The organism is Bosea sp. RAC05 (assembly GCF_001713455.1).
GTDB lineage: Bacteria > Pseudomonadota > Alphaproteobacteria > Rhizobiales > Beijerinckiaceae > Allobosea.
Map to the genome: position 1 here is coordinate 734035 of NZ_CP016464.1, position 12768 is coordinate 746802.

Sequence of the window (12768 nt, forward strand, 5' to 3'; positions counted from 1 at the left end):
CAAAAAGAAAATCGATCTTCGATTGTCGAGAGTGGCAGCGGTAATCTTCTTTCTGGGCTGAGTGTGAGAGAATGGACGCGATCGACCGAAAAATCCTGACGGTGCTGCAGGAGGATGCCAACATCTCGATCGCCGAACTGGCCGATCGCGTCGGCCTGTCTCAGACGCCCTGCTGGAAGCGGATCCAGAAGCTCGAGCAGGCCGGCGTCATCCTCAAGCGCGTCGCGCTGGTCGCTCCGGAGAAGATCGGACTGGGGTTGACGGTCTTCGTCCAGATCGAGACCGCCGACCATTCCGGCCCCTGGCTGGAAAAATTCGCGCAGCTGGTCTCCGCCATGCCCGAGGTCATGGAGTTCTACCGCATGGCCGGCGATGTCGACTACATGCTGCGCGTCGTCGTCGCCGACATGGCGGCCTACGACCTGTTCTACAAAAGGCTGATCGAGACGATCCCGCTCAAGAACGTCACCTCGCGCTTCGCGATGGAGCGCATCAAGTCGACGACCGCCTATCGCGTGCCCGACCTGCCGAAGGCGTGAATCGTCGCGCCTGTTCCGAGAGGTCTCTCGGAAGCATCGTCGCCCGGCTGCCCGACGAAAAAGGGCGGGCACTGTCGTGCCCGCCCTTCCGGTTTCGATCCTGCGGAAACCCTTGCGGCAGCGCTGCCTGATCAGGCCGCGACGGCCTCGATCGTCTTCTTCTCCCACTCCTCGCCCCAGATCATCACGGCGTGGCCCGGCGAGACCTCGCGGAACTGGCGGACCGGCGGGACATAGTCCGGCGCGCGCACCGGGCTCTTGATCTCGTCGTTGGACGGCGGGGTCTTCTCGTGGCGGCGCGTCGGATCGGCGATCGGCACCGCCGCGAGCAGGCGCTTGGTGTAGGGGTGCTGCGGATTGCCGAAGATCGCCTCGCGCGGGCCGATCTCGACGATCTCGCCGAGATACATCACGGCGACGCGATGGCTGACACGCTCCACCACGGCCATGTCGTGCGAGATGAAGAGATAGGCCAGCCCCATGCGGGCCTGCAGCTCGAGCATCAGGTTGACCACCTGCGCCTTGACCGAGACGTCGAGCGCCGACACGGCCTCGTCCGCCACGATCAGCCGCGGCTCGACCGCGAGCGCGCGCGCAATGCAGATGCGCTGGCGCTGGCCGCCCGAGAACTCGTGCGGGAAGCGGCTGGCCATGTCGGGCTGCAGGCCGACGCGGCGCAAAAGCTCGGCGATCTGGTCGCGCGCCTCGGTGCGGGTCGCGAGCTTGTTGATCAGCAGCGGCTCGGCGATCGCCGCACCGACATTCATGCGCGGGTTCAGCGAGGCGAAGGGATCCTGGAAGATCATCTGCATGCGCTTGCGCTGCTCGCGCAGGTCGGTCTGGTTGAGCTTCAGGACATCGACGCCGTCGAGCAGGACCGAGCCCGCCAGCGGCTCGATCAGACGCATCACCGAACGGCCGGTCGTGGACTTGCCGCAGCCGGACTCGCCGACCAGCGCCAGCGTCTCGCCGGCCTTGACACTGAAGGAGACGTTCTCGACCGCATGGACGCGGCCGGTGACCGAGCTCAGCAGGCCGGAGCGGATGTCGAAGCGGGTGGTGAGGTTGGAGACCTCGAGCACCGGCCGCTCGGCGCTCTTGACCGTATCGGGCGTCTCCTCGGGGATGTCGGACTCGCCCGTGGCGCGGTCGACGACCGGGAAGCGCATCGGCCGCGAGCGACCGTCCATCGAGCCGAGCTTCGGCACGGCCGAGAGCAGCGAGCGGGTGTAGGGGTGCTTGGCGCGGGCGAAGATGTCCTCGGTCCCGCCGGTCTCGACCGCCTGGCCGTTGTACATCACGACCGTGCGGTCGGCGATTTCGGCGACCACGCCCATGTCGTGGGTGATGAAGAGCACGGACATGCCCTCCTCCTCCTGCAGCAGCTTGATGAGCTGCAGGATCTGCGCCTGGATGGTCACGTCGAGCGCGGTCGTCGGCTCGTCGGCGATCAGCAGCTTGGGCTTGCAGGCCAGCGCCATCGCGATCATCACGCGCTGGCGCATGCCGCCCGAGAAGCGGTGCGGATATTCGTGGAAGCGCGACTTCGCCGCGGGGATGCGGACCTTCTCCAGCAGGCGCACCGTCTCGGCCTCGGCCTCCGAGCGCGACATGCCGCGATGCAGGATCAGCGCTTCCGCGATCTGGAAGCCGATCGTCAGCACCGGGTTGAGCGAGGTCATCGGCTCCTGGAAGATCATCGCGACGTCGTTGCCGCGGATGCGGCGCATCTGCGGCTCCGGCAGCGTCAGCAGTTCCTGGCCGGCGAGCTTGATCGAGCCCTCGATCTTGCTCGAGCCCTGGGGCGTCAGCCGCATGATCGACAGCGCCGTCACGCTCTTGCCCGAGCCCGATTCGCCGACGACCGCGACGGTCTCCTTCGGCGCGATTTCGAAGGAGACGTTGCGGACGACCTGCTTCCAGGCGCCCTCGACCCGGAAGGAGGTGCTGAGGTTGCTGACGGACAGGATGGGAGTGGTCATGCGGATGCCTTCCGGGTGATGTGGGTCAGATGACGCGGCGCGGGTCGAGTGCGTCGCGCAGGCCGTCGCCGATGAAGTTGATCGAAAGCACGGTCAGGAAGATCGCCGCCCCCGGGAACAGCGCCCAGTGCGGCGCCGAATCGAGATGGTCCTTCGCGTCGAACAGCAGCCGCCCCCAGGTCGGGATGTCCGGCGGGAAGCCGAGGCCCAGGAAGGAGAGCGTCGATTCGGCGATGATCGCCGAGGACACCTCGATCGTGGCCGCCACGATTACCGGGCCGATCGCGTTGGGGAGGATGTGGTGGACCATCTGCCGGAACTTGGTGGCGCCATGGGCCCGCGCGGCCTCGACGAACTCCTTCTCGCGCAACGACATGAACTGGGCACGCACAAGTCGTGCCACCGGCATCCATTTCAGCCCGCCGATGACGATGACGATGAGGATGAAGACGCCGCCCTCGACGCCGAACACCGCCTTGAGCTGCTCGCGGAAGAAATAGATCACCAGCAGCAGCAGCGGCAGCTGCGGCAGGGAGAGGAACAGGTCCGTCACCCACATCAGGAAGTTGTCGACATAGCCGCGCGACATGCCCGCGATGGCGCCGATCAGGATGCCGACGAAGGTCGCGACGACCATCGCGGCCAGGCCCACGGCGAGCGAGATCCGCCCGCCATAGATCATGCGCGCCAGCAGGTCCTGACCGAGGTCGTCGGTGCCGAACGGATGCTTCCACGACGGGGTCTGGAGCTGCGCCGAGAAGTCGATCTCGTTGATCGCCACCGGCCAGAGCCAGGGGCCGACGATGACGCCGAGGATCATGGTGCCGAGCACGAAGCTGCTCGCCATCGCCAGCTTGTGGCGACGGAAGCGCTTCCACGTCTCGCGTCCGGGCGAGGTCGCGGCGCTCGTCTGGGCCGGGCCGGACACCGGCTCAGCTGAAGGAGATGCGAGGGTCGAGCCAGCCATAAAGGATATCCGCGATGAGATTGAACAGGACGACGAGGCAGGCGAAGACGAAGGTCACGGCCATGATGACCGGCGTGTCGTTGGCCAGGATCGCGTCGATGAGGAGCGAGCCGATGCCGGGGATCCGGAAGATCTGCTCGGTGACGATGGCGCCGCCGAACACCGCCGGCATCTGCAGCGCGACGAGCGTGACGACCGGGATCAGCGCATTGCGCGTGACGTGGCGCAGGGTCACGGTCTTGCCGCTGAGGCCCTTGGCGCGGGCCGTGGTGACGTAGTCGAGCCGGATCACGTCGAGCACGGCCGAGCGCACATAGCGGGTGTAGGACGCCGCCTGGAACAGGCCGAGCACGGTGATCGGCATGATCGCCTGGCGGAACATCTCCCAGTACCAGCGCCAGCCCGTCGCCGCGAGGTCGGAGCGGTAGACGAAGGGGAACCAGTCGAGCGTCACCGAGAAGATCAGGATCAGCAGCAGGCCGGTGAAGAAGGTCGGCAGCGAGAAGCCGACGAAGGCCAGCGTGTTGGCGACCTGGTCGAACACCGAATAGGGCCGGGTCGCGGCATAGATGCCGACCGGCAGCGCGATGCACAACGCCAGGATCTGCGAGGAGCCGACGATGAAGAGCGTGGTCGGGACGCGCTGCATGATCAGCGTGTCGACATTGATGCGGCTGGCGAAGGAAAAGCCCCAGTCACCCTGCACCATGTTCGACAGCCAGCGCACATAGCGCACCATGATCGGGTCGTTGAGCCCGAAGCTGGCGCGCAGGGCTTCGCGGACCTCCGGCGGAACGTTGGGATTGGTCGCCATCTCGGAGAACGGATCGCCCGGCGCCAGGGCGAGCACGGTGAACAGGATGAGGCTGATGCCGAGCAGGCTCGGAATCGCGATCAGCAGTCGCCTCAACAGATAAGCGCCCATCGGACAAACTCTTTTCGTACGCGGTCTTGTGCCGCCATGGACGAGTGCCGCACGTCCCCGGGAGGGCGGCGGCCTGTCTTACTTTCCAAATGAAGAGGGAGCAGGCCTCCGGTGCGGACTGGGCCGCACTGGAGGCTCTGCTCCCGGCAGGATCAGGCCCGGTACCAGGCCGCGAGGTTCCAGGTGTCGACGTCCCAGCCGCTGTGGTCATGCATCAGGCTGGTCGCCGACGCCGCGACGCGGGTGCGCGACAGCAGCGGCAGGATGACATGGGCCTCGCAGAAGATCTCGTTGACCTTGATCAGCAGCGCGGCGCGCTTGTCGGGGTCGAGTTCCTTCTGGGCGGCCTTGTAGGCCTCGTCCGCGGCCGGGTCCGAGTAGCGCGAGACGTTGCGACCCAGCCACTTGTTCTCCTTGTTGGCGATCTCCCAGGAGACGAACTGGTTGAGGAAGCGCTCCGGATCGGGCTGCGGCTGCGTGGTCGTGTACATCTCCATGTCGACATAGAGCTTGGTGTAGGTGTCGGGGTTGGCCACGTCGGAGGAGAAGAACACCGAGGCGGTGACCGACTTCAGCTCGAGGTCGATGCCGGCGCGCTGGCAGGCCTGCTTGATGATCTGCTGCGTCTTCTGGCGCGGCGCGTTGATCGAGGTCTGGAAGACGTATTTGAGCTTCTTGCCATCCTTTTCACGGATGCCGTCGGAGCCGCGCTTGTAGCCGGCGTCGTCCAGGATCTTGTTCGCCTTGTCGATGTTGAACTCGTATTTGAGCTTGGTCGACTTGAACTTGGCGGGCGCGTTGACGAAGCTCGCCGTCGCGGTGCCGCCGCGGCCATAGATGAACTTCTGGATCGAGTCGCGGTCGATCAGCAGGTTGATCGCCTCGCGCACCTTCGGATCCGACAGGGTCGGATGCTTGGTCTTGACGCTGGAGCGCTCGCCATCGACCTCGGTCCACGGATCCGTGGTGTTGAGGATGATGAACTCGACGTCGCCCGCCGTCACGGCGCTGATCTTGCCGCGGCCGCCGGTCTCCATGCGCTTGAGGACCTCGTCCTCGACCTGGAGGTTCCAGGCATAGTCGTATTCGCCGGTCTGCAGAACGGCGCGCGCCGCCGAGACGGCGTCACCGCCGCCCTTGATCTCGAGCGTGTCGAAATGCGGCTGGTTGGCGATGTGGTAGTCGGGGTTGCGCTCGCCGGTGAGAATGTCGCCGGGCTTGAACTCGGTGAACCTGTAGGGGCCGGTGCCGATCGGCTTCAGGTTCGCCGGAGCCTCGCGCGACTTGGCGCCCTTGAACTCGCCGAAATGATGCTTGGGCAGGATCTGGCCGACGGTGCCGACGAAGGGGTCGGCCCAGAACGGGGTCGGATCCTTGAAGATCACCTTGATGGTCAGGTCGTTGATCTTCTCGACCTTGATGTCCTTGTAGGAGCCGGTGGTGTAGGCGGCGGTCGCCGGATCGGCGGCATATTCCCAGGTGAAGACGACATCGTCGGCCGTGAACGGCTTGCCGTCATGCCACTTGACGCCCGGCTTCAGCTTCCAAGTGACTTCCTTGCCGTCCGCCGAGAGGCCGCCATTGGCCTTCGAGGGAACCTCGGCCGCCAGGCAGGGGATGAGATTGCCTTCCTTGTCCCAGCCGGCGAGCGGCTCGAAGAAGACGCGCGAGGCGATCTGGTCCTTGGTGCCCGAGGCGAAATGCGGGTTCAGCAGCGTCGGGGCCTGCCAGAGCAGCACCTTCAGCGGGCCGCCGCCGCCGGCCTTGGTCGGCTTGTAGGGCAGGGTGGCGTTGGCCATCGCGACGCCGTTGAAGGCCAGCAGCTGGTTCGCGAACGGCGCAGCGAGGCCGACCGCTGCTGCCTTCTTGATGAAGGAGCGCCGCGACAGGGCGCCTTCCTTCACGCGGGCAATCAGCTGGCCCAGTTCCTGGTCTTTCATAAGGATGTCTCCACTCACAGCTTGACGGTTGTTCGACGCTTTGCGCGCCGTTTTCCCTCTCGGTCGCCCTCAGCAAGCCATGTGCCAACGCGCACGTCAACCATGCGCCGGACGCGCAGCGCTTCAACGTGTGGAACAGTCGCAGGCGCCGCCGACGCTGACGTAACGGCGTCTCGGGGCGCGGAGGGGGCAGGTGGCCGCGTGCGGCCTGAAACGGCGTGTCCGGGGCGGTCCGCACCGTCGCGCGCCGCGCCGGCGCGCGATCGTCAGGCCCCCGGCTGCGTTCCGGCTTGACGAGCGCGCCTCGAAAATGGAATGTACGTTCCAAATATCAGGCAAAATTAAAAAAACGTGCCATCGACCGGGGAGGCGTGATTGATGAAGGAAGCGGCAGCCACCGCCCGGACGCTCGAGGGACGCGTCGCGGTCGTCACCGGGGCGAGCCAGGGGCTGGGCGAGGCGATCGCGCGCGAGCTGGCAGCGCGGGGTGCCGCGGGGCTGTTTCTGACCGGGCGCAGCCGCGAGCGTGGCGAGGCGGTCGCCGCGAGCCTGAAGGCCGCGGGCTGCGACGCCCGCTTCCACGTCGCCGATCTCTCCGACCTCGCCGCCGTCCGCCAGATCGTTCCGGCCGCCGAGCGCGCCTTCGGCCGGCTCGACTGTCTCGTCAACGCCGCCGGCGACACCGATCGCGGCACGGTCTTCGACACGACCCCCGAGCTCTACGAGCGCCTCATGGCGGTCAATCTGCGTGCACCCTTCTTCCTGATCCAGGACGCGGCCGAGCTGATGCGGCGCCAGGGCATCGCCGGCGCGATCGTCAACATCCAGTCCATGTCGGCGCATGGCGGCCAGCCCTTCCTCTCCATCTACAGCGTCTCCAAGGGCGCGCTCGCGACGCTGACCCGCAACGCCGCCTATGCGCTTCTGCCGCACCGCATCCGCGTCAACGGCCTCAACATTGGCTGGATGTCGACGCCGGGCGAGGACGCAGTGATGCGCCGGCACCATGGCGCGCAGGATGGCTGGCTCGAGCAGGCCGCCGCGGGCCAGCCCTTCGGCCGCCTGCTCGACCCGCGCGAGGTCGCCCGCGCCGTCGCCTATCTGGCCTCGGACGAATCCGGGCTGATGACCGGCTCCAACATCGATTTCGACCAGACGATTCTCGGCGCGCATGATTGACATCGCCGCCGACGGGACTACGGCCCGCCTCGGGCCATGACAGGACGACAGACGAGATGACGACGGGATTGCCGAAGATGCGCGTGGGATTGCTGGGGGCGGGCCGGATCGGCCGCATCCACGGATTGAACGTGGCGGCGCGGGCCGACGCGGAGTTGGTGGCGCTCACCGACGCGCAGCCTGCCGCCGCGGCGACGCTCGCCGCCGAGACGGGCGCCAGGGCGACGAGCACGGAGGCCATCCTCTCGGATGCCGGCATCGACGCCATCCTGATCTGCACGCCGACCGACACCCATGCCGACCTGATCGAGGCCGCGGTGTCGGCCGGCAAGGCGGTGTTCTGCGAGAAGCCGGTCGATCTCGACGCCGCCCGCATCCGCCGCTGCCTCGCCACGGTGGAGCGCTCCGGCCGGCCGCTGATGATCGGCTTCAACCGCCGCTTCGACCCCAACTTCGCCGCCCTTGAACGCCGCCTGCGCGCCGGCGAGGCCGGGGCCGTCGAGATCGTCAGCGTGATCTCGCGCGATCCCTCGCCGCCGCCGGTCGACTATGTGAAGCGCTCGGGCGGTCTGTTCCGCGACATGATGATCCATGATTTCGACATGGCCCGCTTCCTCCTGGCCGAGGAGCCGGTCGAGGTCTTCGCGCTCGGTTCGGCGCTGGTCGATCCGGCCATCGGCCGGGCCGGCGACGTCGACACCGCCGCCGTGCTCATGAAGTCGGCCTCCGGCAAGATCGCGCAGATCTCGAACTCCCGCCGCGCGACGTATGGTTACGACCAGCGCATCGAGGTTCATGGCTCGCAGGGCATGCTGCGCGCCGGCAACATCCACGAGACGACCGTCGAGAGCGCCACCGCCGGCGGTTTCCGGGCCGACCCGGTGCAGAACTTCTTCCTCGAGCGCTATGCCGCCGCCTACCGCGCCGAACTCGACGCCTTTTTCGCCGCCTGCCGCGGCGGTGTGGCCCCGACGCCCTCGGGTCTGGACGGGCTCAAGGCACAGATCCTGGCCGACGCCGCGACGCAGTCGGCACAGACCGGCAAGCCGGTCGCCGTCGATCTGGAGGCCGCCCGATGACGCCGGCCGAACGCGATCTTCGCTATTATGCGGCGCTCGGCCTCGCGGCCGAGGCGAGCCATCTCGCGCAAGGCTATTTCAGCCGCCGCGAAACCCTCGGCACCACCATGAAGGGTGCGCAGGACTGGCTGACCGTCGCCGACGGCGCGGTCGAGGCCTTCCTGCGCGAGCGCCTGTCACAGCTCTTCCCGGATGACACGGTGATCGGCGAGGAGGGTGGCGGCGAAGCCTCCGACGCCGTCTGGATTCTCGATCCGATCGACGGGACCGCCAATTTCGCCCATGGCGACCGCAACTGGTGCATCTCGATCGGCTTCCTCGCCGATCGCAGGCCGGAAATCGGCGTCGTCGCCGCGCCCGCACTGGGCGAACTCTACGCCGCGCGCCGCGGCGGCGGGGTGACGCTGAACGGCGCGCCGATCAAGGTCTCGGGCGGCGCCGACATCGCCCGCGCCTCGATCGAGCTCGGCTGGTCGACCCGCGTACCGGCCGAACGCTATGTCGAGATCATCGGGCGGACCTATGCCGCAGGCGCGGCGGTCAAGCGCAGCGGCTCGGGCACGCTCGGGCTCTGCCATGTCGCCAATGGCAGCAGCGATGCCTATGCCGAGCTGCACATCAACGCCTGGGACGTGGCTGCCGGCATCGTCATCGCCGGCGAGGCGGGCGCGACGATCAACGATTTCTTCGCCGGCACCGGCCTCTCGAAGGGCAATCCCATCCTCTGCTGCACGCCCGGGCTGGCGGTGGAACTTCGCCGGATCACGGGAATCGCTTAGCTGGCGTCACGCCCATTGCTTTTTGAAGGCGTGTCGTTTCACTGTCGCAATAAAGACAACAAGAACAAAACGTTCTGATCAGGGAGGTTATAATGCAGACGCAGTCCTGGCTCCGGGCCGGCCTCTTCGCCGCGCTCGCCACCGCTTCCTTCGGGGCCGCTCCGGCCCAGGCGCAGGGGTCCCTCGTGCTCTACTGTTCCGTTCAGGAGGAGTGGTGCCGGCCGATGGCCCAGGCCTTCGAGAAGGAGACCGGCATCAAGGTTTCGATGACTCGCAAGAGCTCCGGCGAGACCTATGCCCAGATCAAGGCCGAATCCTCGAACCCCCGTGGCGACATCTGGTGGGGCGGCACCGGCGATCCCCATCTCCAGGCCGCCGAGGAGGGCTTGAGCGAGGCCTATGAGAGCCCGCGCAACGCCGATCTGCACGACTGGGCTGTGAAGCAGTGGAAGCAGTCCAAGGGCCGTACCATCGGCGTCTATGCCGGCGCGCTCGGCTTCGGCTTCAACACCAAGCAGGTCGCCTCCCGCAAGATCGACGAGCCGAAATGCTGGGCCGACCTGATCAAGGCCAATCTCAAGGACGAGGTCCAGGTCGCCGATCCGAACTCGTCGGGCACCTCTTACACGATGCTGGCCACGCTCGTGCAGCTGATGGGCGAGGACAAGGCCTTCGACTACCTCAAGGCCCTACACAAGAACATCAACCAGTACACCAAGTCGGGCGCCGCGCCGGCCAAGGCGACGAGCCTCGGCGAGACCACCGTCGGCATCACCTTCATGCACGACATGGTGACGATGGTCGTCGATGGCGGCCCGGTGAAGGTCGTCGCCCCCTGCGAGGGAACGGGCTACGAGATCGGCTCGATGTCCATGATCAAGGGCGCCCGCAATCCCGAAAGCGCCAAGAAGTTCTATGACTGGGCGCTGACGCCGGCCGCTCAGGCCCTGGCGACGCAGGCGAAGTCCTTCCAGGTGCCGTCCAACAAGAGCGTGGTGCCGCCCCCGCAGGCGCCGAAGCTCGAGGAGGTCAAGCTGATCGACTACGACTTCGCCAAATACGGCTCGTCGGCCGAGCGTACGCGCCTGCTCAGCAAGTGGGACCGTGAGGTCAAGGTGCTGCCGAAGTAAGCACGGCGACGCAGGGCGGACGACGGGGGGAAGCCGCGATGCGCGGAACGACGAAGCTCGTGCTCGTGATGGGCTGGCTCGGCTACGGCCTGCTGCCCTGGTATCTCGTCGAGCGTGCGAGTCTCGTCAGCGTCGCCTGGCTGAGCGGCTATCCCTTCGGCCGGGCCGGCACGGCCCTGGCGCTTGCGCTCTCGGGCGGGGCGCCCTGGCTGCTGCCGGTCGGACTGGCGCTGCTGGCCGCGACGGTGGCGAGCGGGCTGCGCGACGAGAAGATCGTGGCGCGCATCCTGATCCTGGCGGGGGCGGCCGGCATCGCGCTGTTCTTCGCGCAGGGCTTCGCCATCGGCATCCGCGGCCAGGGCATTCCCGGGCTGGCGGCGCTGCTCGGAGGGGCCGGCGCGGCCCAGCCGGGCATGGGGGCCGGCGCCTTTCTCTGTGTCCTGTCGCTGCTGCTGCTGCTCTGTCACGGCCTGGCCTATCGCGGCTATTGCCGCGGCGACCTGTTCACCACCAGCGCCATCGGCATCATCGTGCTGCTGATCGGGCTGTTCATCTTCTTCCCGGTCGTGACCGTGCTGGAGAGCGCGCTGATCGACCAGAACGGCGCCTTCGCGCTCTCGGCCTTCACCAGCCGCTTCTTCGATTCCTCGATCTGGGGCCTGGGCTGCCTCACCGCCAACACCAATTGCGGCGTGGCCTGGAACACGCTGTTCCTGGCGGTTCTCTGCGGTGTCATCACGACGCTGCTGGGGCTCGCCTGCGCCCTGCTGATCCTGCGCACCGGCATGCCGGGCAAGCGGGTGATGCGGGCGCTGACCGTGCTGCCGATCATCACGCCGCCCTTCGTCATCGGTCTCGCGCTGATCCTGCTCTTCGGCCGCTCGGGCATGGTCTCGAACCTGATGTATGAGTGGTTCGACGTCCCCCGCTCGCGCTGGATCTACGGCCTTCCCGGCGTGCTGTTGGCGCAGGTGCTGGCCTTCGCGCCGATCGCCTTCCTGGTGCTGATCGGCGTCGTGCAGGGCATCAGCCCGAGCCTCGAGGAAGCCTCGCAGACGCTCGGCGCCAAGCGCTGGCAGACCTTCCGGACCGTGACCTGGCCCCTGCTCAAGCCCGGCATCGCCAACGCCTTCCTGCTCGGCTTCGTCGAGAGCATGGCCGATTTCGGCAACCCGCTCGTGCTGGGCGGCAATTACGAGGTGCTCTCGACCAAGATCTTCTTTGCCGTGGTCGGAGCCTCGCACAACCAGGGCCAGGCGGCCGTGCTGGCGATCGTGCTGCTCGGCTTCACGCTCGGAGCCTTCTGGGTCCAGCAGCGCTGGCTCGGCGGGAAATCCTACACGACGGTGACCGGCAAGGGCGATTCCGGCCTGCCGACGCCGCTGCCGCGGCGCGTCTCCTGGCTCGCCGGCCTCGTCATCCTGCCCTGGGTCGCGCTGACCTTCGTGATCTACCTGGTCATCCTGATCGGCGGCTTCGTCAAGGCGATGGGCCGCGACTACACGCCGACGCTGGAGCATTACCGCACCGGCTTCTCGATCGACTGGAGCCGCGGCCTGTTCTTCGAGGGAGCGGCCTGGGATTCCTTCTTCACCACGATCAAGATCGCCGCCATCTCGGCGCCGCTGACGGCGGTGATCGGCCTGATCACGGCCTATCTGCTGACACGGCAGCGCTTCGCAGGGCGCTCCGCGCTCGAATTCGCGACGATGCTCTCCTTCGCGATTCCCGGCACCGTGATCGGCGTCGCCTACATCCTGGCCTTCAACGTGCCGCCGATCGAGATCACCGGCACGGGGCTGATCCTCGTGCTCGCCTTCGTCTTCCGCAACATGCCGGTCGGCGTCCGCTCCGGCATCGCCGGCCTGTCGCAGATCGACAAGAGCCTCGACGAGGCCTCGACCACGCTGCGGGCCCGCTCCTTCACCACGCTCTGGCGCATCATGCTGCCGCTGCTCAAGCCGGCGCTCGTCTCGGCGCTGGTTTATTCCTTCGTTCGCGCGATGACGGCCGTCAGCGCCGTGATCTTCCTGGTCTCGGCCGAGTACAACCTCGCCACCGCCTACATCGTCGGGCGCGTCGAGGCCGGCGAGTTCGGGCTCGCGATCGCCTATTCCTCGGTGCTCATCGTCTTCATGGCGTTCGGCATCGGCCTGATTCAGTTGGGCGTCGGCGAGCGCAAGCTCGGGCGCCGGAAGGCCGTCGCGGCGGTGGCCACGCCGGTGCCCGCTCCGGCGGTCGGATAAGG

Annotated in this window: 10 protein-coding genes; 6 read left to right on the top strand and 4 right to left on the bottom strand. The window is 67.1% G+C overall.

Translation table 11 applies throughout. The features are described 5' to 3' along the window. Nucleotides 1-71: 71 nt before the first annotated feature. Nucleotides 72-539, top strand: coding sequence for an Lrp/AsnC family transcriptional regulator (locus tag BSY19_RS06960; protein WP_069053519.1), 468 nt, complete (start codon nucleotides 72-74; stop codon nucleotides 537-539). Nucleotides 540-670: 131 nt separating this feature from the next. Here BSY19_RS06960 and BSY19_RS06965 read toward each other — a convergent pair whose 3' ends face one another. From BSY19_RS06965 to BSY19_RS06980, 4 genes are all read right to left on the bottom strand, one after another. Next, the gene (locus BSY19_RS06965) at nucleotides 671-2521 is read right to left on the bottom strand and encodes an ABC transporter ATP-binding protein (RefSeq protein ID WP_150129521.1); all 1851 of its coding nucleotides are present in this window, start codon (nucleotides 2519-2521) and stop codon (nucleotides 671-673) included. Nucleotides 2522-2546: 25 nt separating this feature from the next. Next, entirely contained in the window at nucleotides 2547-3488 is a 942-nt protein-coding gene (locus BSY19_RS06970) for an ABC transporter permease (protein ID WP_069053520.1), read from the bottom strand. Beyond that, nucleotides 3454-4413, bottom strand: coding sequence for an ABC transporter permease (locus tag BSY19_RS06975; protein WP_069053521.1), 960 nt, complete (start codon nucleotides 4411-4413; stop codon nucleotides 3454-3456). Before BSY19_RS06975 ends, BSY19_RS06970 begins: the two co-directional genes overlap by 35 nt. A gap of 152 nt (nucleotides 4414-4565) precedes the next feature. Continuing rightward, the gene (locus BSY19_RS06980) at nucleotides 4566-6353 is read right to left on the bottom strand and encodes a peptide ABC transporter substrate-binding protein (protein ID WP_069053522.1); all 1788 of its coding nucleotides are present in this window, start codon (nucleotides 6351-6353) and stop codon (nucleotides 4566-4568) included. 378 nt (nucleotides 6354-6731) lie between these two features. Between BSY19_RS06980 and BSY19_RS06985 the strand changes: the two genes are divergently transcribed. The 5 genes from BSY19_RS06985 to BSY19_RS07005 all read left to right on the top strand — a co-directional run bounded on the left by BSY19_RS06985 (nucleotide 6732) and on the right by BSY19_RS07005 (nucleotide 12766). Next, nucleotides 6732-7532, top strand: coding sequence for an SDR family oxidoreductase (locus BSY19_RS06985; protein WP_069053523.1), 801 nt, complete (start codon nucleotides 6732-6734; stop codon nucleotides 7530-7532). Between the two features lie 56 nt (nucleotides 7533-7588). Continuing rightward, entirely contained in the window at nucleotides 7589-8611 is a 1023-nt protein-coding gene (gene iolG / locus BSY19_RS06990) for an inositol 2-dehydrogenase (protein ID WP_236840482.1), read from the top strand. Further along, nucleotides 8608-9390 (top strand): inositol monophosphatase family protein, encoded by a 783-nt coding sequence (locus BSY19_RS06995; RefSeq protein WP_069053524.1) that lies wholly within the window; start codon nucleotides 8608-8610, stop codon nucleotides 9388-9390. Before iolG ends, BSY19_RS06995 begins: the two co-directional genes overlap by 4 nt. 92 nt (nucleotides 9391-9482) lie before the next feature. Further along, entirely contained in the window at nucleotides 9483-10520 is a 1038-nt protein-coding gene (locus BSY19_RS07000) for an ABC transporter substrate-binding protein (protein WP_069053525.1), read from the top strand. A gap of 38 nt (nucleotides 10521-10558) precedes the next feature. Continuing rightward, a complete protein-coding gene (locus tag BSY19_RS07005; RefSeq protein ID WP_069053526.1) occupies nucleotides 10559-12766 on the top strand; it encodes an ABC transporter permease in 2208 nt (735 codons plus the stop codon). Nucleotides 12767-12768: the final 2 nt, after the last annotated feature.